The following is a 19,059-nucleotide window of genomic DNA, read 5'->3' on the forward strand; positions in this document are numbered from 1 at the left end:
TTGGTCTAAGCGAATTCAACCAATTCGGTCTCGAATTTTGACAAACTTTCTGCTTTCGCGCTGTCACCCATATTCAATCCCTCAACATACACAATACGAACGTCTTGCAATCCGATGAATCCGAGAATCGTGCGGATGAAGGGGGTTTGCGAATCCGACGGCTGCCCCTGATGCACGCCACCTCGCGCAGCAACCACGTAGACGGGCTTATCAGCCAGCAAGCCTTTAGGACCCTGCTCAGTATAGGTGAAGGTAACACCGGCCCGCGCCAGTAAGTCGAACCAGCTTTTCATCTGCGCCGGTATACCGAAATTGTACATGGGCAAACCGAGAACAATGGCATCGGCCTCTTTGACTTCCTCAATCAGCAAATCCGACAGCGCAACGATCTTCTGTTGGGCAGCGGTTCGGTTTGGCGCATCGCTGTTCAGTGCCATAGCCACTTCAGCATCGAAATATGGCAATGGTTGAGTGGATAAATCGCGCTCGGTCACGATGACGTTTTCGGCTTCACGACTCAGCTTATCAACGACTTGCTTGACCAACTGAGTCGAGTTGGAGTGGTCGCCAAAAATGCCCGACTGTATGGATAAAATTTTCATGATGTGCTCCGATAATTAGATGGTTAACGGTGCATAAGATACGCCCTGTCCGTCGTGTTAAAAGCGGGAGATATTGACCTTCACCTTCAAATTTCCTGAACAATCAACCTGTCTGTCGCAGCGAAATACCCGAGCACAGCCAAAACTAAGGTTGTAAGATCAATTCCCGGTATACAAATGACGCGTCATCCCTACAAATACCAGCAGAGTCCTACTCTTAAACGGACTACCCGCGAATGCCGCTCAAAAAAATCAACGTGACCCAAGGACTCTTTAGACAAACGTCAGGCTCACTTCTACACTCAATTCAAGTCGTTAACCGTTTGGCTCATCCATGCTACGTCACTTTGGATTACTGTTGTGCTTACCCTTATTTGCCTGTGATCAATCAGACACAGTCACTATCGGCTTCGTCGGTAGCTTAACCGGCTCCACCGCGGATATCGGCAGCCAGGCCAGAAACGGCACCATCCTTGCCGTTGAGCATTGGAACGAAGCTGGCGGTATCAACGGCAAAGCCATCGAACTGGTAACAAAAGACGATAAAAACGAACCTGATATTGCCCAGTTGAGCTTTAATGCTCTGGTCGAGCTGGGTGTGGCTGGCATCATCGGCCCCACAAGCAGCAGCAACGCAGAAGCGATCATACCGTTGGCCAATAAGGCTCAGATGCCAATCATCGGGACAACCGTTACGTCTGATTTGTTTAATGATCAGGACGACTACTTTTTCCGGCCTGCGGCTTCTACCCGTTCAGGTACCGAACAACTCAGCGACTTTCTAACTGCCCAATTTTCTATTCAACACTATGCCATTATCACCGACCTGAGCAATGCAGCCTTTACCGGTAGCTGGAAAGCCCAGTTTGGGCAATGGATGCGCGAGAAAGGGATTGAACCCAATTTTGAACAGGATTTTGTCTCCGGCGATAACCTGGCTTTACTCGACGTATCGCAGCAATTAGCGCTGATGGATACCGATCTGATTGTTCTGGTCACCAATGCTCGGGACTCTGCCTTATTAATCAAACAAATCCGCAGTATTAACACGAACGTGCCGATTGCCACCAGCGCATGGGCCGGTACCGACGAATTTCTGCGTTTAATCGGACGTGATGGCGAAGGATTGATCATTCCCCGCTATATAAATGATGCCAGCGATTCTGAACGGTTCCGGCTTCTGCAGGTCCAGTACGAAGAGCGTTTTCAACAACGTATGGGCTATGCCGCGCTGCTCGGCTATAACGCCAGCCAACTCTTGCTGACGGCCATGACTCAGAAAGATAAAAAACAATCGATTAAGGAGTACCTGTTATCAACGAAGGTGTTTGATGGCGTGTTGGCGGATTTTGAGCTCAATGAATTTGGCGACGAAGTGCGCAATGCCTTCTACTTCATCACAGAAGTCCGGGATGGTCAGTTTATGACCTTGGAGCCATAAGCCGATGCGCCGCACTCTGTTTCTGGAGTTGCTCCGACAGCAGTTCACTGTCGCGCTGATACCGATCGTCCTAATCGGCGGCGTCGCCTACCAGATTCTGTTCCCACGGTTAACCGAAGAGCTTCGTCAAAACCGGCAGACACTTGCGCTGTCCGTCGGCGAGCAGGTTGAGGCTCGCTTGGCGTCCTCTGAAGATCACCTGAAGTTGATTGCATTGGATATCATAAACAACCCTAACGCGGCTTCTCTTGCCAACCGGCTCGATGCCTTTGTCCAAGTGTCCGATATTTTCGAGGCGATTTACGTGACCGGTATGGACGGCAAGATCGACCACATTGGTCTGCCGATTGCTGACATTAGTACACGTCGCCTGTTCCAGGATATGGACGTTTCATTTACGGCACTGAGCGCGGAACAACAGCCTTTGGAGCCGGGCCGTTACTATTGGTCAAACGTGTTCATATCGCCCATCAGTGGTCAACAATCGGTGGCATTGTTCACCGCCATCGGCACCAGCCATCTGATTGCGGAAATCGATCTTCGCGAACTACCCTCGTTGTCGCAACGCTTGTCTCGCGGGGAGATTATGGTCTTACTATTGGACGACAAAGCGACATTAATCGCACACCCAGATATGGATATCAGTCAGCAACAGTTCAGTCTAGGATACGCATCCCTGTTCACGGAAAACATGGCATCTTTGCGTACCGGTACTTTCATATGGAACAGCATCGAACAGTTTGCGACAGTTGTGCCTTTAGCAGCCACTCGTTGGCAAGTTGTCGTCTCACAACCGCTGACGTCTTTCAACGCCACCATACAGTACCTAACAGTAATCTGGCTGCTGCTGGCCAGTGCGACTTTCGTCATCACAGCGTTCATCGCCTATCGGACAGCCGTTCGAGAAAGCAAGCCTATTACCGAACTACAAGCGATGACTGAAGCTGTGTCCCAAGGGAATTATGATGTACCGCGAATTGAAACGCACATTGACGAATTCGAAAGCGTGTCTAATGCCTTCATTGCAATGGCCTCACAAATCCAATCCAGAGAACGTGAACTGAACGACTTGAATACCGCACTGGAAGGCCGGGTGGCTGAACGAACGGCGGAATTAATGAGCATTAACGAAGCATTGACCAACAGCGTGTTACGACTGGAAACCACTATGGAACAACTGGTGCAGTCCGAAAAGCTGGCATCGTTAGGTAGTCTGGTTGCAGGTATCGCCCACGAACTGAACACGCCCATCGGCAATGCAAAAATTGCGGTGACCTCACAACAAGACTATATCCGCGATGTCCGACAAGACCTCGAACAGGGTCGGCTGACCAAAAGTTTATTGGATCAATTCATGGAAGATATTGACTCGACTGCCGATATGGCACTGCGCAACATGAATCGTGCTTCTGATTTAATCCGCTCGTTCAAACAGGTCGCTGTCGATCAAACCAGCTCCAACCTGCGGACGTTTAATCTGGCCACGGTCATCAATGAGGTTCTGGTCACCTTGCGACCGACACTCAAACGATCGCCGGTTCATGTCGAAACTCAAGTACCCGCAAATATCGACATGCATTCATTACCGGGATCTGTATCGCAAGTGCTGACAAACCTGATTAACAACGCTGTGCATCATGGCCTCAGCGACAATCACAAAAGCCTGACCATTAACATTTCGGCGGACCTCAAAGATGACTTAGTTCTGCTCACGGTGCGGGACAATGGCATTGGCATGCCGGCAGAAAATATCAAACGTGCTTTTGATCCATTCTTTACGACAAAAATGGGGCAAGGCGGCAGCGGACTGGGATTGAATATCGTACACAGAATGGTCAGAGGGATGCTGAAGGGCAATATTGAACTCACTTCCAGGGAAGGTCAGGGAACAACCTTTGTCATGACATTGCCGCGTGATGTCACTGGACAGCTGTCAGCGACACAAGCAAATGTCATGATGAATCACCATGGCTAATACGCATAGCCCTCAACAGCGGGTAAATACGTCAGGCACAAAAAAAGCGCCGCAGCGCCTTTTCTATTTCCACGATTAGGTTATCGACGACTTGGGTTACTGCACAGACGCAACCATGTGGTCAACCGCTGCCTTCACTTCTTCATCGCTTAACGAGGCATTGCCGCCTTTGGCTGGCATCGCGTTAAAGCCAGCAATCGCGTGGGTATACAGGGTATCAACGCCCTGTGCAATACGCGGCGCCCATGCTTCTGCATCTGCCAGTTTGGGCGCATTCAGCGCACCAGTACCATGGCAGGCGGCACAGGCAGTGGTATAAACTTCATCGCCGCTCTTCGGACCGGCACTTTCGGAACTGGCAACAGCTGCTGTCGCGGTTTCACAAACCTGGCCTTCAACACAGACATTTCCAGCGGGTTTTAAACGTTCCGCGACCTGTTCTTCATAGCTTTTTGACTCAGCAATCGCAAAGCCGACAGCTAAGGTGGCAACCAACACGAGCAGTTTTTTCATGAGTTTATCCGTTCCATTAACGTCATTATTCTAAAAGTCGGGCGATTATAGCGACTATGCCCCCTATGAACAATTCTACGAGCGGAAGATGCAACGGATACTGGATCGAAACAGCCCCTTTTCACTTTCAAATCGCTGTTTTTCAACTATGATGGCTGCTTTTAACCGAATGCAGACGTTTGCTGATCTGCATCGCTTCGAGAGGATAGGATACGTGAGAAAGGTCACCGTCGCTGCTACGCAAATGCCCTGCGGATGGGATGTTGCCGATAACATTGCGCGTGCAGAAAAACTGGTGCGCCAGGCTGCAGCCGAAGGCGCGAATATTATCCTGCTGCAGGAGCTGTTTGAGCGGGTGTATTTTTGCCAGTATCAGCGGGAAGCATTCCGAGCATTTGCAACGCCAATTGATGAGAACCCCGCTGTGGCTCATTTTCAGACTATTGCCCAGGAACTCAACGTGGTATTGCCAATCAGTATTTTTGAGCGAGCCGGGCAGGTATCGTTTAACACGGTTGTCATGATAGACGCCAACGGTGACATTCTGGGCATCTACCGCAAGACACACATTCCAGATGGCCCCGGGTATTGTGAAAAATTCTATTTTTCTCCCGGCGATACCGGCTTCAAAGTCTGGCAAACGCAATTCGGACGCATCGGTGTCGGTATATGCTGGGATCAGTGGTTTCCCGAAACTGCGCGCGCCATGGCCTTAATGGGCGCAGAAATGCTGCTCTACCCAACCGCCATCGGCAGTGAACCTTACAATGATGCGATCGACTCCAGCGGCCACTGGCAACGTACCCAGCAGGGACACGCGGCTGCCAATGTAATGCCGGTGATCGCCAGTAACCGTGTTGGGCGCGAAGAAATCGAAGATTCGCACATCACTTTTTACGGCTCTTCATTTATCGCCGATGCAACCGGTGCCATGGTAAAAACACTCGATAAAACCGAAACGGGGGTTATCTGCGCCAGCTTCGATCTGGAAGCTCTCGATCAACTGCGTCAGGAATGGGGCCTGTTTCGGGATCGTCGCCCCAGCGAGTACAGCCCACTGCTCACCAAAGATGGCGTTCACCAAAGCCGATAATCAACCTTCCCTTTTCTGACGGTTAGAATCGACAGCAACCGGTGACTCATGTCATCGGTTGACTTTCAACTTCCTACGATCTTCAGTTCGGTGCTTTTTGCACCTTGAGTTTCCCATCATGCAGAACAAGCGGCCAATCCCTCTCAGCAATTCTTTAAACGCCGTTCACACCTTCAGCGTGCTCAGTTGGCAACACTTATGGCTACAGTTCACACGCTGTTCATTTGATCGTTTAAATCGGCAATAGTGTGACTTCTTTGGCAGTTTATTCCTTTGTTTCATCTAATCTGGCCACACCCACGACAAAGACGGGTGTCTCAAGTGCTGTTTTTTCTTGCAAGACAAGCCGGGCGATTCAACACGAATCGCCGACAGTAAAGGATGGGTACCAGAGGAGGAAAGGTTATGCCCAATCGAAGTCTCGCCATAAAACAACAACAAGCTTATCGTCAGATTCTGGCACTTACCGTCGTTGGCGGTGCCGTTATTCTGTTGCTCGGCACCATGATCGCGATGATGTATCTCCAATAAAAAAACGCCTGCTACTCACTGAGAAATTCCCCCTGTTAAAGTTTGCCATCACCGCTCAATGCACCCGCGCTGCGAGCGGTTTTTTTTTAACCCGGTAAAATATCCAGAATGGGCAAGACAATTGCTCGATCAAACGATCGTTGGCGAGTGTCACGCACAAACTGAATGACAACCCGCTGTGTGTCTTCCTGCACAATTTGCCCAAGACCGAGACTCGGGTGCCTGACCGTTCTGTTGAGTAATTCTGTCGTCGAGGTCGTTGCCCGCCAAGACACGGGTCCCAATGATTTCACCACGGCATAATGTTCCACACTGGCCTGATGCATCCCCGCAGGTAACACAGCGGGAGAATCGGGCTGCTGCAACCAACTGAGAAAGGGCGACAAACCCGAAACATAGTCGATGGGCATCAACGGCGAATGGTCACTCACCTGTTCGGCGAGCGGTGTCACCAAAATCAGCGATTGTTTCGCCCGGGTCATCGCGACATACAACAGCCGCCGCTCACTCGTCACACTGGCTGGAATGGTCATGTCGCTGTCGGGCTGATAGGGATAAAACCGATGGTTGAACTCAGGAATTATCACGCACGGCCATTCCCGCCCTTTCGATTTATGAATCGAGGTGATTAACAGGGCATCTTGGTCGTTCGGCGTTTTACGTGCCATCAGCTCGGCCAATTGCGCCGATGCGCTGGCCAATGGCCATTGCTGCTGACGCACAAACATAGCAAAGGCTTTCACCGTCGCCACCTGGTCCTCGACCGCAGCGGCCGAAAAAGCGTTATCCCGCAATGCCGACATATAGTCTGTGGCCTGAATCCAACCCTGAATAAGATTGTAGGTATCCCCCTGTCCGCGCTCGGCTTTATCGATCCAACGTGCACGTTCAAAAAGTGCCTCACTCTGATACGCTGACAACGGCTCAGGTACCGCATTGCGCAAAGCTTGTCCCCAGCGGGTGGGTGCATGCGCCAATGTTTGAATCAGCTCGTCAACAATACTCTTTTTAATCTTCAGGTAAGGTTGTGTCAGCAGCGATTGCCAGGCAATGCGTCGTGTTTTCAAGTTCCAGTCACCTGCCTGACCGCTGGCCAGCTGCAGCAAAACCCGAAACGGACGCAGTTCATGCCGCTCCAGTACCGTCTGATGATTATCCAGGCGAAACGGTATGTTATTCGCCAGCAACAGCAGTTCCAACCTGGCGCTGTTAGCCCACAACCGGTTGATCACGGCAATATCGGATAACGGATACTGTTCTGACCACTGCACAATGGAATTCAGTACCCCTTGGGCACTGTCTTTAGCAGGCAATAATTGCACATCGGTAGCGCTGGCGGCTTCGTGCGATATGCACTGGGTTCGCTTCGATGGGTCGGGATAGTTGCCGGCAATAACCTGGTTCGCCAACAGGCTCAGACCGTCGCCAAAACGAAACGTATGGCTGAGCTGATAGTCCTGACAATCGCGAAAGATCTGCTCAAAATGTTGCGTCAGAAGAGTGGGTTTAGAGCCCCGGAACTCGTAAATGGTTTGATCCGGGTCGCCAACCACCATCACTTGTGCCACGTCGCCAGCCAGGGTTTCCAATAAGAAATGCTGAGCCGGGTTTATGTCCTGAAATTCGTCAACGATGATCTCCGCCATGTGCCCTGAAAACTGCTCCGCCAGGGCAGGATCTTTGCGGAAACGCTGCACCGGTTCGTAAATCAGATCGGAAAACGTCAAGCAGCCCTGCTCTTTTCGCCAATCCTCAAAGCGGTAAAAAGCCTCGATAAAAAACTGACATACTGCAGGCAGACCAATTCGCTCAAATACAAGTTCCGGGCTGTCCAATGAGCTTTTCACCAGTTCGAAATAGGCGACAGCGGGCTCTACCCATTTTTTCTTCCGGGTCAGCACATCGTCGGCGATCGATTCATCAGCCAAATGACGCAGAATTCGCCACGTCGCCGACTCGATGTCAGCGTCTGCCATCAGGTTTTTGTTGAAAGCTGGCATGTCACCCTGACGGACCAAGGTTTGACAGATGCGATAACCCAGCGAATGAAAGGTACGGATATCTGGGGTTGTATTTCCCTGCAGGGCAATGCCCAAGCGACGTTCAAAATCAACCTGCGCCGATTTGTTATACATCAGAACCAGCAGGCGACGCGGATTAGCGCCGTCGGACAGTCTTTTTTGCACATACGCCGTAAGGGTTTGGGTTTTGCCGGAACCGGCCACTGCGATGATACGAGCGTGCCCACCGCCATGGTGGATAATCGTCTGTTGTTCGGTGGTGTATTGCACAAAAAAAACCGGCGCTGAAAATCGGAGGTCGCACAGAATAGCAGATTTTAGCCTGTGCGGCGTGGCTCGCTAGGATAAACCGGGTTGACCCGAATGGTACTTACTTAACCAGATTTAATTCATGTCATCAGGTTTTGTTTAATACAGTGCCATAGTTTCATTAGGATATTTGCGCCGTCAAGGGTCAGGTATGGAAGAGAAGCAAAGCGGGCGACATACAGGGGGTTAAAATCGATTAAAAGCGAAGCCCCAATGGGCTTCGATTCGATTTTAACGACTTCACCCCTGGTGAAGGCCGGATCAAGGGGATCTCCCCTTGGAAAGAAAAAACCTCCGAAACATTCATTAAGAACTGCGAACGAATCGTCAGATCTGACTGGTTATTCAGGACAAGGGATACACAGTACAACCAGATCGCAGATGCCATTGAAATAAAAAGTCACATGCCAACTAAGTACGAACCGTTCAGGTTACCCCCTGCCCATGCCCAACATTGGCCTTTTAACGCTACTGACCGGTAACGGAAAGATCGGCAAAGCGGATCGGCGCCATGCACGAGGATCGGCTATCATTCCACAGCATCTGATTCCCGACAGTAACCACCTGGTTGAACATCTGATACAGGTTACCGGCAACGGTGACACCCCGGACCGACTGCACCCGTTCCCCGTTCCGCCACAGATAACCAGAGGCGCCACAGCTAAAATCACCGGATATTGGCTTAGTACCACTGTGCAAACCGTCCAATTGGGTTACTTCAAAAACACAGCCTTCATGCAGTTGGTCAGGGCTAGCATCGCCGGCCAGTAAATGTAACTGATGCAATCCAACGGAGAGCGCCGCTTTTGCACTACGTTGCGCGTGAGCAGTATTAGCGACGTCAAAATAGGCAGCGGTCGCGGAGTTATGCGCCAAAGTTTTCAGCACACCGTGTTCGACCAACGTGACTGGTGCTGTGCAAAAACCTTCTGCGTCAAAGGCTTCATAACCCAAACCGGAGATGTTCCGGGGTTGATCCACAAAATTCAATCGCCGGTCAAAAACAGCCTGTCCCAACTTGTCACGCATCGGGTTTACCTGATCCATGGCAGCCTTGCCCGACCACATCAGACTGAAGGCACCCAACAGTTCAGCCTGTGTGTTCGGCGCGAAGATCACATCGTATTGACCGCTTTGAATCGGTCCGCCCGCGAGCAACGCGCGTGAGTCATCATAAGCGGTCGTGACAATCTGCTCGGCATTCAACTCGAGAAAATGTCGGCCAGCCATCACTCCTGGCGCCATGGCCGTTTGGCCGTTATTTTCTGCCAAGGGGTACGCATAAGCCATTATCCGCCGCGCCTGTTGCTCGGTGTGTCGGCCATAAGAATTGAACAGCGCCTGAGTGTAGGTCACGTCGGAGAGTGCATTGTAGGGCACGTTTCGAATTCCCTCGCGAGCGAGCAGTTCTTGCTCTATGCCAACGATAAAGTTGATTTTTGCATCGATATCCGTGTCATCTTCCGGCAGTAACGAAGGTTCTTCCGCACGTTCCTGGCCACTAATTTGCGGGATGCGTTCATGTTGCTGCGGTGCTTGAAAACGTGCATTAATGAGCGCCTGACCCACCATGAACTTGAGCGATTCATCGTCAACCGCTTCCGACGACGCCATACCAACCTGGCCGTCACTGACCACCCGCAGACCTACAATGAACGAGGAATTCACCGAATGTTCGTCCAGGCGGCCATCTAACGCCTTCAGGGTCAGAGACTGCGAAGTTTGCATAACCAAGTCTGCCTCGGCGTTTTGTTGGGTAACCCAGTGCAGGACTTTTTCGGCGATCTGCTGAGTACTCATCAGGCATTACCTCCAACCAAAATGCGGTCAACCTTGATCGCGGGCTGCCCTACGGTGGTTGGAATCGCACCACTCACCGAACCACACATACCGCACGCCAACTCCAGATTGTCGCTGACCATAGAGATTTCCTTCAACACTTTCGGTCCCGTCGAGATCAATGTCGCCCCCTTAACCGGGTATAAAATTTTACCGTTTTCCACGTAATACCCTTCCTGTACGGCGAAGTTAAATTCCCCGGTTCCCGGTTTCACCGAACCGCCACCCAGGTGCGATGCATAAATCCCCCGATCAATGGAGGCAATCATGTCTTCAAACCGATCATCACCGGCTTCTATAAACGTATTGCGCATGCGCGAGGCAGGGGCGTATTTATAGGATTCGCGACGGCCACTGCCCGTCCTGGCGTAGCCGGTCTTTTCACTGCCTAATCGATCAACCAAAAAGCTAGTCAGCTGCCCGTTCTTAATCAGTTGAGTGCGTTGTGTGGCCATGCCTTCATCATCAATATTGATCGAACCCCAGGCATTTTTCAGGGTACCATCGTCAACGGCACTGACCTTGGTGTGCGCGATCTGCGCACCCATCTGATCATGAAATACGGAAGCTTTTTTCGCGACGGAGGTGGTTTCCAAAAGATGACCGCACGCTTCATGAAAAATAACGCCACCAAAACCATTACCCATGACTACCGGCATTTCGCCTCCGGGACAGGGGCGCGCAGACAGATTGACCAGAGCCTGGCGGCCTGCTTCGGCACCCAACGCGGCAGCATCTACTGCATCAGCGAGTTCCCAGCCTTGTAGTCCGCCCATGTCTTTCTGCCCATGTGCCTGCGCGCTACCGTCGGAGGCTATCGCTACCATCACCGCTCGAACATAGTGCCGGGTATCTTCAACATGCAACCCTTCGCTGTTGAACAGCGCGATGTGCTGTTCTCGCTGTAACTGCGTGCCTTTGGTTTGAGTGATTTGAGCACCTGCCCGTTGGGCCGCCCGGCTGGCAGCGAGCAGAAACTCAATTTTGGCGTCGATCATGGCATCTGCAGATAAAGGCTTTAAACCCGAGTGCAATGCTTCAACCTGCCGGAAATCAAAGGCGGTCGCCACCACTTTTGGGTCGCGCCGATCCTTGACGGCCAACTCATTGGCGATTCGTTTGAGTTCGTCCGCGTGTGGCTTATTGGTATAGCCATAAAGCACTTTGCCCGCGAACACCATGCGCAGACCAATACCGAATTCGACGCCAGACTGCACGGAATCGACCTTTTCGGATAAGGTCGTCAGCGTCGATCGCAACTGACGTTCGACAAACAATTCGGCGAAATCGGCCCCAAGACTAAGTGCGTAATCGATCACGGAACGGGCAACTTCCGGGCTAAGCATAGGATTTCCTCTGATGAGTTGAGAACAGTGCAACGATAGCAGATCGTAATCGCTGAGCCGAGTACGTGACGGAAGTCTGATACGGATCAGAAGTAGAACGATAATTCAGACACAGTTCAAGCGGTTCTTTGCTATAGTCTTAGCAACCTCCTCAGAAGGAAAGCACTATGCCAAAACAAGAACTGAAAAGCCTTTTTCAACGTTTGCGTGATCACTTACCCGAGGGTGAAGCCAGCGCCCAACAGAAGATGCTGATGGATCAGATTGCTTACCATTTACACGACGAAGGCAGCCCGGATCCGGTCGATCCGAGCTTACGCAGTTCGGTTGAGGCGTTGATCGGCGATATCGAAACGGACCATCCGAAAAGTGCCGCCATTGCCAAAAATATTCTGGAAACACTGGCATCCATTGGTATTTAAACCGGATCAGAAAGGGCGTGGCACTTGGGCTCTACCGTGACAACACAATTTATCTTAACGGCAGCCGACATGCGCCAATTTCGAGTTGACCTAGCCGTTTTTTGCTAACGCATCCAACCCGTCTACCGGTTCTGAGGCCTCGGATCCGGTATCGCGCTCCAAACTGAAGCTCGGCGCCAGCGTTTTACTGACCGGCGCACCATAGTCCTTCAGGCGGTTCACGTAACTGATCATGGAACCCCGCCCCTCGGTCAGGCTGCTCATCGCGTCATGAAACGATTTATCGGCGCCGGATATCTGCTGACCCAGTTTTTCCATTTTATGGCTGAATACCGCAACTTTGTCGTAAATTTTGCCGGCCAGGGCATACAGCTCTTTGGCGTTTTCGTTCTGACGTTCGAGCGACCAAAGATTGGCGACCGTGCGTAATGTTGCCAGCAGCGTGGTAGGCGTCACCACAACGATATGACGTTCAAAAGCTTCATTGAACAGGCTGGGGTCGGCTTCAAATGCCGCGATAAACGCGCTTTCGATGGGCATAAACATCAACACGAAATCCGGTGCATTGAGGGCTGGTAAAGCGGGGTAGTTTTTATCACTTAAATTGCGAATGTGCTGGCGTATGGCACCGACATGTTCCCGAAGCGATTGTTCGCGGCTTCGTTCATTTTCTGCACCCACGACCGCCTGATAGGCATTCAGGCTGACCTTACTGTCGACAATAATATGCTTGCCTTCTGGCAGATGAATAATGAAATCCGGACGGCGATTGCGCCCCTGTTCATCTTTGAAATTAGGTTCGCGTTCAAACTCACGTCCTTGCTGAAGACCGGCACTTTCGAGAATACGCTCAAGCTGCAGTTCGCCCCAATTGCCCTGCAATTTCTTGTCGCCTTTCAGCGCCCGAGTCAAATCCCCGGCCTGTTTATGCAACTGACTGTTCAGATCTTTTAACAATCCTAACTGAGCCAGCAGCTGAGAACGCCCTTGGGTATCTTGGGTGTGAATGTCATCCACGCGTTTGCGAAACTGCTCAATCTGTTTATTGAACGGATCCAACAACGCCGTCAACGATTGCTGAGAAGCTTCGCTGAAGGTACGCTGTTTCTGCTCGAAGATCGCATTCGCCACTACGCTGAATTCTTTGCTCAACTGTTCTTTGGCGTCCTGTAAAAGCGCCAGTTGTGCGGCATGGTGTGCAGCTTCGCTTTCTGCGCGCGCCTTTAGGTCTGCAAGCTGGTTTTCGGCCAGCCGCAAGGCTTCACGGGTCTGCGTCAGCAGCGCATCTTTTTCGGTCAATTGGTTTTGCAGGGATTGAAGCTGAGCCATTTGCGCGCTGAGAGCGGCAACCTTAGCTTGATACTGACTCAGTTGACGCTGCAGATCCTGAGCCTGATCCCGACTTTGATCGAGGGCGTTTTCGCGCTCGATCAAGGTCGATTTTAAGAACGCATGCTGTCCCAGGATCTGAGTATATTGCCGATCCAGTGCGTCATAGCGACGCTGATTGCGGTGCATGACCAGGGCCAGAATCAACAGTGCGGGAATGAGACCGGCGCCGAGGCCGATAAGCAGTATCTGGAAATGCGTAGTTATCCAAGTCAGCAAAATATGTCCTTCAGGTGTGTTCAAGCGAAGCGGTTGCCCATTTCTGTTGCCAGTCTTCATCCGGCTCAACGCAAACCTGAATCATCCGCCCTTGATAGTCAAATTGCAGTTGCCAGGCGTGCAGATACAAACGTGCTGCTTCGGTACCACCATATAGCGTATCGCCAAGGATCGGGCAAGCCAGGGATTTCAGCGCCACGCGCAGTTGATGCGTTTTCCCCGTTTTCGGTGACAATACGAAACCCCGGTTGCCATCGTCGAGTGCGAGGCTTCGAAATTGGGTGATAGCCGGACGCTCATTGGTGCGCAGCAATTTCCATTGACTACGCCGACTCGGCGCCATGTCGCCCTTTACCCACCCCTGTTTTTTCTTTGGTTTCCGGTCGCTGATGGCAAGGTACGTTTTCTGGATCTGACGCTGGGCGAACGACTGACTTAACAGCCGATTGCTCTGCTCGTGCTTGGCAACAATCAGCAAACCAGAGGTTGGTTTGTCTATTCGATGAACCGGGTACGCCGTGGCTTGATGTTGCTCATTCAACCAAGCCAATACACTGGGCGCGTTGGTGTCCCGTTGTACAGTCCAGCCGATAGGCTTGTTCAGGATCCAGAAATCGACGTGGTCGAACACCAACGATGGTTCAGGTCCAGGCATTTAGGTCTTCATCGTCCAGGGTGTCAATTTCTTGCTGAAGCTGATCGCGCAACCGCTCCATCCAAATGCCCCATTGCGTATTGAGGCGAGCAAGCTGTTCAGCGGATTTGCGCAAGTCACGATGCTCTGCGATCAAACTGAGACCGGCTTCTTTGCGTCCTATTCGCCAGTGCACCAAGGTGTTATGAAAATCATCTTCACCTTGCACACATAGCCATTCCAGCACCTTGTCCGGTACTTCTTCAACCACGCGAAACACCAACGTCACGTCATGGTCTTCATGCTGGAAGCGCCAACTATCACCGCCGTGAATGGATATTTCACCGGGCCACCAACGATTCAACCCAGCCCTCGTTGTCAACAAACTCCAGACACGGTCGGGCGAAGTCATCACTTCAATTTCATGATAAAGTGTCGTCATTATTTTGTCCGTGAGCTACAAGTTAAGGTAGCCCTTAAGTCTAGCAGGTTCCCTCTGGATGCTTAACAATCTATTTATTGAACATGCATTAACCATGCGTCCGGAAGGCTCACTGAATCATTTGCCGGTCAACACTCTGCTGCTGAGCCCTCAGGACCCTTTACTGAATCACAAACAAGTGACTGGTGCGACATTGGTATCGCGCAATGCATTGTTGACACTGCTGAGTGACAGCGGACATCCTTTGGCTCACTCGGTGCGCCAGTTTCTGACCGAATTTGATGCTAATAATCCACAGGATCGAGCGATTCTGGACATCTTTGCCGGGCGTTTCACGGCCATCATTAAAACCGCACGCGGTGGTGATCACTGGCGTTGTGGAAGTGATTTTCAACAAGCCTTAACCCGTCATTGGCAGCAGTGCCAGACGTTGACCATTTCCGGCGGCCTAACCTCGCATCAGTTTGGTCTGAGCCTGGCGGAGCGGATTGAAGCCAATTTCGCCGATCTGGTGGTTATCAGCTCGCCGTGGGGCGGCTTAACCGCACTGTATGGCCTGGCGCAAACGGTAGGTCAGCGCGATGATTTATTGGTGATGGATTTTGGCGCGACAGGCGTAAAACGCGGTATTGCCCGCAAATACGGGAATCGCCTGGAACTGTTACCCGACTTGAAGGTGGCGCCTTTTAAAACGGATGGGCTGATTCGAAAAGAAGCATTATTGGAAATGTTCCGTAACACCCGGGACATGCTCGATCAGTCCATGCCTGTCGCTATCAGCATCGCATGCTACCTGCACCAGGGTCATCCGTTCGATTATCACAGTGGCATCTATCATCGTCTGGGAGACGATTGCCACCATCTGGCGACGGATTTACATGAGCAATGGCTACCGGATTGTGGCTTGCAGGGTTTGGCGCTGCTAGAACATGACAGCACCGCTGCCGCACTGGCCTTCCGGTTTAAACACCCTGCGATGATGGTGACCCTTGGAACGGGTTTGGGCTCTGCGCCCTGCCCGATAAGTGGCACCCCTGAATAGTCAGCTAATTTAACCGGATTCGGAACGCTTTGGTGAGGCCTCGGGGTTAACTTCACTTTGCTGAAGAAAACGGACGCCCACCCCGTCTTGTGCCACTCGCTCGACCTGCATCCAGACTTCGACCAACTGACCGCGCTGCAGCATTTTGCTGCGGAACAACATACCCTGCTGCAAAGCCACCTCTGGACTCAAAAACCGCAGAAGAGCGCCCGTGCTCGATATGTTCAAACAGGCACACTGGCATTCCCGACCTTGTCGGTCTTGTAGCGTCAGTGGTATTTCAATTTTATCGAAACGGGGTGCCCTTGAATCCATGTGCGGTCACTCTTTACGGTGCGCGAAAACGAGTCATTAAAGATGAAAATCACGCAACCGTCTACCCTATGACTTAAACAACCTCGTAAACCGAGGCCTCAGTACATCTACAGAAAGTGTCAGCCATGAATGTCGCTTCATTAATGTTTATGGCATTTGCTGACAGAGGCCAGATGCTGTCTATACTGCAGTGAGATGCAATCTATACTTGATCAGACAATATTCATGATGGAACCATTCAACCCGATACTTTGGGGGCAATTTTGCTTCCGATACTAAAAATGGCCCTGATCGCGGTCGCACTGGCGTGTCTGGTGTTGATTCCTTTTACATCATCACCCTGGCTCGATGTTACTTTAACGCTGGCCGCGATAACCGCAACCGTGGCGATCATCCTCGTTCACGCGACGAATGTATTGCCATTCCTCATGATCATGGCCGCTGCACCGATTATTCCTTTCGTAAAATGGTTTGAACCTGCCTTTGAAAAACAGGCAATTGAATCCGAAATACAGGCACTGAACAGTGAACTCGACGTAGTCGAAGGTAGCATCAATCAATTTTTTCTGAACAACGCCTCGGCACTTGAGTCCATTGAAGTATTGATCGGCCATGAACAGGAGATCGATGACGCTCTCTACCAACGATGGCTGTTGCAGATTCTGCCGGCCGCGCGCAATCAGTTTCTGAATGTAGCCCTGTCTAGAGATCTCGTTATTGAACATGTTTATCCGAGGACCGATACCAACTTGAAGGTCATCGGAGTGGACCAGGCGAACATTCCTAATCAGGGACTGTTGTATAAATACGCCGCCAGCACACGGCAACCCTTGATTATTGGTCCGGTGATGCTACTACAGGGTGTGCCTGGCATTATCTATGTCCGTCCGGTAAAGGGCACTGACGATTTAATTTTGGCCGGGGTTCTGTCACTTGATTTTTTACGCACGGATCTGGAGTTATTGTTGCCAACCTACGTGCGACTGGGCGTCGATATTTCTACGCTGGCGGTGAGTTATCCATTAATGGAAACGCCAGATACCAATGCACTGAATCAACTGGAACGCTCATTGAAATTTGGCGAAATCGACGTATCCCTCAAGGTATCCTCTACCCAAGTTGACGACATTATCAACAGAACACAGACCATCACCCGAACGTCTGCGGTTGCGTTTTGGCTCGCTATCTCGCTCATTCTCAGCCTGCAGCATATCAACTACCGTATGCGAGAGGCGCAGCGACAAGCGCTGAAGAAAAGTGAATCGAAGTTCGTTGCAGCGCAAAGGCTGGGACAAATGGGCTCCTGGAGCAGCGACGATAGCGCCACCATGATTTTATCGGAACCATTGCAAGAACTTATACTGACCACCAGTGAGACGATGACTCTAGACGACTTCTTCTCCCGGCTGCATCCTGCGACCCGCGAACAGGAAAGCAAGCAAATTCGCCAGTTTCTGAACAGCGACAAAAAAAATCTAACCATCGAGCATCAATTGAAAGCCAATGATGACTATCGTTGGTTTGAGCATCGCATTGCGAAGAGTAAAGAAAAAGGCTGTACCGGCATACTGAGGGATGTGCACACGTTGCGCAAACGCGATGAACAGGTAGCACTGCTGGAATCCTTCGACTCATTAACCGGTGCGGCGAATCGGCATTACTTCAAACAGCTCACCATTCAGAATCTGGCAGTGTGCGAACGAAGACGTACCACGCTCGCACTGGTTCTGGTCAATATTGATGATTTCCGCGCGATCAATGAAAAACACGGCCATGTCATGGGCGACGAATTACTCAAGCAAGTGACTCACCGATTGCAATCCAGTTCCCGCAAGTCTGACACCATTGCCCGCTTATCGGGAGATACTTTTGCGATTGCCTTAGTGGACATCGGTAAAAACAAGCAGTCTGTTCTGGTGATTGAGCAGATCCTGCGTCGATTGAAAGAACCTTATGTGCTGACGGAAGACATTTATCCGCAATTCACTCTGGGCGCATCTATGTATCCTGACGACGGCTACAACTATGACACTTTGCTGCGCATGGCTGAATCTGCCCTCAGCTCCGCTAAGTCTCACGCTCGTGGTCATTATCGGTTTTATTCCGCTGAACTCAGTGAACAAACGGATCGGCGTCAGAAAGTTCTGGCGGCCATACCTGCTGCTATTCGCAACAATCATCTGTCATTGGTGTATCAGCCGCGCGTGAACAGCCACCTCACAACAAATACCACGAGTATGGAAGCACTGGTGCGCTGGAATGACCCTGAATTAGGTTTTGTTTCACCGGGTGAATTTATTCCGATTGCCGAACAAAGCTCACTGATCGCCGATATCGGTCAATGGGTCATGGAGCACGTCTTTGCAACGGTTGCCCAATATGGACATGCAATTCCCGAGCAACTGTCCATTTCCATTAACCTGTCACCTCGGCAACTGGAAGATTCTGGACTGGTCACCGTTGTTAAAGAACTTGTGCAAAAATACAAAGTCAGAGCGTGTCAGTTTGAATTGGAAATCACCGAGTATTCTATCTCCGAAGAATCGGAGGCAGTTTTGAACAACATGCGCGAATTGAATGCCATGGGTTTTCGTTTTGCGTTGGACGATTTTGGCACCGGTTACTCCAACCTGGGAATCTTACAATCACTACCCTTGCATGTATTAAAGGTGGATATGAGCTTTATCAGAGCCATTGGCGCTTCTGACAAATCGGATGAACTGGTCAAAGCCATTGTCAGTATCGGACATACTCTGGGCTTGAGCGTGGTGGCAGAAGGTGTCGAAAGCGCGGCACAGGTCAGTTTTCTGCGCGAGTTGAATTGCGACGAGTTACAAGGCTTCTATTTCTTCAAACCAACGGCCATCGAAGACTTGCTACCGCATCTCAGTATTGAGCAACACAAGACTGAGATGCGATAAGCGGC

The 19,059-nt window shown here is 51.1% G+C and carries 16 protein-coding genes; 7 read left to right on the plus strand and 9 right to left on the minus strand.

Annotated features, from left to right (window positions below):
* Positions 1-5: 5 nt before the first annotated feature.
* Entirely contained in the window at positions 6-602 is a 597-nt protein-coding gene (locus IYN85_RS14280) for an FMN-dependent NADH-azoreductase (protein ID WP_196159578.1), read from the minus strand.
* 334 nt (positions 603-936) lie between these two features.
* On the opposite strand from IYN85_RS14280, the gene IYN85_RS14285 reads away from it, so the two are divergent.
* Complete coding sequence (locus IYN85_RS14285; protein ID WP_196159579.1) at positions 937-2,043, plus strand: ABC transporter substrate-binding protein; 1,107 nt, start codon at positions 937-939, stop codon at positions 2,041-2,043.
* A 4-nt stretch (positions 2,044-2,047) separates the two neighbouring features.
* A complete protein-coding gene (locus IYN85_RS14290) occupies positions 2,048-4,018 on the plus strand; it encodes a sensor histidine kinase (protein WP_196159580.1) in 1,971 nt (656 codons plus the stop codon).
* A 96-nt stretch (positions 4,019-4,114) separates the two neighbouring features.
* On the opposite strand, the gene IYN85_RS14295 is transcribed toward IYN85_RS14290, so the two are convergent.
* Positions 4,115-4,531 carry a cytochrome c5 family protein gene (locus tag IYN85_RS14295; RefSeq protein WP_196159581.1) on the minus strand — a complete coding sequence of 139 codons (417 nt, stop codon included), beginning with the start codon at positions 4,529-4,531 and terminating at the stop codon, positions 4,115-4,117.
* A gap of 169 nt (positions 4,532-4,700) precedes the next feature.
* On the opposite strand from IYN85_RS14295, the gene aguB reads away from it, so the two are divergent.
* Together aguB and IYN85_RS26170 are read left to right on the plus strand one after the other, a co-directional pair.
* Positions 4,701-5,624, plus strand: coding sequence for an N-carbamoylputrescine amidase (aguB, locus tag IYN85_RS14300; protein WP_196159757.1), 924 nt, complete (start codon positions 4,701-4,703; stop codon positions 5,622-5,624).
* Positions 5,625-6,029: 405 nt separating this feature from the next.
* Positions 6,030-6,155 carry a hypothetical protein gene (locus IYN85_RS26170; protein ID WP_255533748.1) on the plus strand — a complete coding sequence of 42 codons (126 nt, stop codon included), beginning with the start codon at positions 6,030-6,032 and terminating at the stop codon, positions 6,153-6,155.
* A gap of 86 nt (positions 6,156-6,241) precedes the next feature.
* On the opposite strand, the gene IYN85_RS14305 is transcribed toward IYN85_RS26170, so the two are convergent.
* From IYN85_RS14305 to IYN85_RS14315, 3 genes are all read right to left on the minus strand, one after another.
* Entirely contained in the window at positions 6,242-8,446 is a 2,205-nt protein-coding gene (locus IYN85_RS14305) for an ATP-dependent helicase (protein WP_196159582.1), read from the minus strand.
* 507 nt (positions 8,447-8,953) lie between these two features.
* Complete coding sequence (locus IYN85_RS14310) at positions 8,954-10,285, minus strand: TldD/PmbA family protein (protein WP_196159583.1); 1,332 nt, start codon at positions 10,283-10,285, stop codon at positions 8,954-8,956.
* The gene (locus IYN85_RS14315; protein WP_196159584.1) at positions 10,285-11,670 is read right to left on the minus strand and encodes a TldD/PmbA family protein; all 1,386 of its coding nucleotides are present in this window, start codon (positions 11,668-11,670) and stop codon (positions 10,285-10,287) included. Before IYN85_RS14315 ends, IYN85_RS14310 begins: the two co-directional genes overlap by 1 nt.
* Positions 11,671-11,837: 167 nt before the next feature.
* Here IYN85_RS14315 and IYN85_RS14320 point away from each other — a divergent pair, with 167 nt between their 5' ends.
* A complete protein-coding gene (locus IYN85_RS14320) occupies positions 11,838-12,092 on the plus strand; it encodes a DUF4404 family protein (RefSeq protein WP_196159585.1) in 255 nt (84 codons plus the stop codon).
* A gap of 90 nt (positions 12,093-12,182) precedes the next feature.
* Here IYN85_RS14320 and rmuC read toward each other — a convergent pair whose 3' ends face one another.
* From rmuC to IYN85_RS14335, 3 genes are read right to left on the minus strand one after another with little or no spacing between them, the layout of a single operon-like run.
* Positions 12,183-13,700 (minus strand): DNA recombination protein RmuC, encoded by a 1,518-nt coding sequence (gene rmuC / locus IYN85_RS14325; protein ID WP_196159586.1) that lies wholly within the window; start codon positions 13,698-13,700, stop codon positions 12,183-12,185.
* 10 nt (positions 13,701-13,710) lie between these two features.
* Positions 13,711-14,355: a TIGR01621 family pseudouridine synthase gene (locus IYN85_RS14330; RefSeq protein ID WP_196159587.1), complete on the minus strand. Its 645-nt coding sequence runs from the start codon at positions 14,353-14,355 to the stop codon at positions 13,711-13,713.
* Complete coding sequence (locus IYN85_RS14335; RefSeq protein WP_196159588.1) at positions 14,342-14,776, minus strand: SRPBCC domain-containing protein; 435 nt, start codon at positions 14,774-14,776, stop codon at positions 14,342-14,344. Before IYN85_RS14335 ends, IYN85_RS14330 begins: the two co-directional genes overlap by 14 nt.
* Positions 14,777-14,834: 58 nt before the next feature.
* Between IYN85_RS14335 and IYN85_RS14340 the strand changes: the two genes are divergently transcribed.
* The gene (locus IYN85_RS14340) at positions 14,835-15,818 is read left to right on the plus strand and encodes a hypothetical protein (RefSeq protein WP_196159589.1); all 984 of its coding nucleotides are present in this window, start codon (positions 14,835-14,837) and stop codon (positions 15,816-15,818) included.
* Between the two features lie 9 nt (positions 15,819-15,827).
* On the opposite strand, the gene IYN85_RS14345 is transcribed toward IYN85_RS14340, so the two are convergent.
* Positions 15,828-16,133 carry a PilZ domain-containing protein gene (locus IYN85_RS14345; RefSeq protein WP_196159590.1) on the minus strand — a complete coding sequence of 102 codons (306 nt, stop codon included), beginning with the start codon at positions 16,131-16,133 and terminating at the stop codon, positions 15,828-15,830.
* A gap of 263 nt (positions 16,134-16,396) precedes the next feature.
* Here IYN85_RS14345 and IYN85_RS14350 point away from each other — a divergent pair, with 263 nt between their 5' ends.
* Positions 16,397-19,054: an EAL domain-containing protein gene (locus IYN85_RS14350; RefSeq protein WP_196159591.1), complete on the plus strand. Its 2,658-nt coding sequence runs from the start codon at positions 16,397-16,399 to the stop codon at positions 19,052-19,054.
* The last annotated feature ends 5 nt before the right edge of the window (positions 19,055-19,059 follow it).

It is taken from the genome of Reinekea sp. G2M2-21, assembly GCF_015687175.1.
Lineage (GTDB): Bacteria > Pseudomonadota > Gammaproteobacteria > Pseudomonadales > Natronospirillaceae > Reinekea.

Bases quoted from the DNA above. Each gene is read 5' to 3' on its own strand.
- aguB (WP_196159757.1), top strand. From the start codon at position 4,701: ATGCAGACGTTTGCTGATCTGCATCGCTTCGAGAGGATAGGATACGTG.
- IYN85_RS14280 (WP_196159578.1), bottom strand. From the start codon at position 602: ATGAAAATTTTATCCATACAGTCGGGCATTTTTGGCGACCACTCCAAC.
- IYN85_RS14310 (WP_196159583.1), bottom strand. From the start codon at position 10,285: ATGAGTACTCAGCAGATCGCCGAAAAAGTCCTGCACTGGGTTACCCAA.
- IYN85_RS14285 (WP_196159579.1), top strand. From the start codon at position 937: ATGCTACGTCACTTTGGATTACTGTTGTGCTTACCCTTATTTGCCTGT.
- IYN85_RS14340 (WP_196159589.1), top strand. From the start codon at position 14,835: ATGCTTAACAATCTATTTATTGAACATGCATTAACCATGCGTCCGGAA.
- IYN85_RS14335 (WP_196159588.1), bottom strand. From the start codon at position 14,776: ATGACGACACTTTATCATGAAATTGAAGTGATGACTTCGCCCGACCGT.
- IYN85_RS14330 (WP_196159587.1), bottom strand. From the start codon at position 14,355: ATGCCTGGACCTGAACCATCGTTGGTGTTCGACCACGTCGATTTCTGG.
- IYN85_RS14345 (WP_196159590.1), bottom strand. From the start codon at position 16,133: ATGGATTCAAGGGCACCCCGTTTCGATAAAATTGAAATACCACTGACG.
- IYN85_RS14315 (WP_196159584.1), bottom strand. From the start codon at position 11,670: ATGCTTAGCCCGGAAGTTGCCCGTTCCGTGATCGATTACGCACTTAGT.
- IYN85_RS14320 (WP_196159585.1), top strand. From the start codon at position 11,838: ATGCCAAAACAAGAACTGAAAAGCCTTTTTCAACGTTTGCGTGATCAC.
- IYN85_RS26170 (WP_255533748.1), top strand. From the start codon at position 6,030: ATGCCCAATCGAAGTCTCGCCATAAAACAACAACAAGCTTATCGTCAG.
- IYN85_RS14290 (WP_196159580.1), top strand. From the start codon at position 2,048: ATGCGCCGCACTCTGTTTCTGGAGTTGCTCCGACAGCAGTTCACTGTC.
- IYN85_RS14295 (WP_196159581.1), bottom strand. From the start codon at position 4,531: ATGAAAAAACTGCTCGTGTTGGTTGCCACCTTAGCTGTCGGCTTTGCG.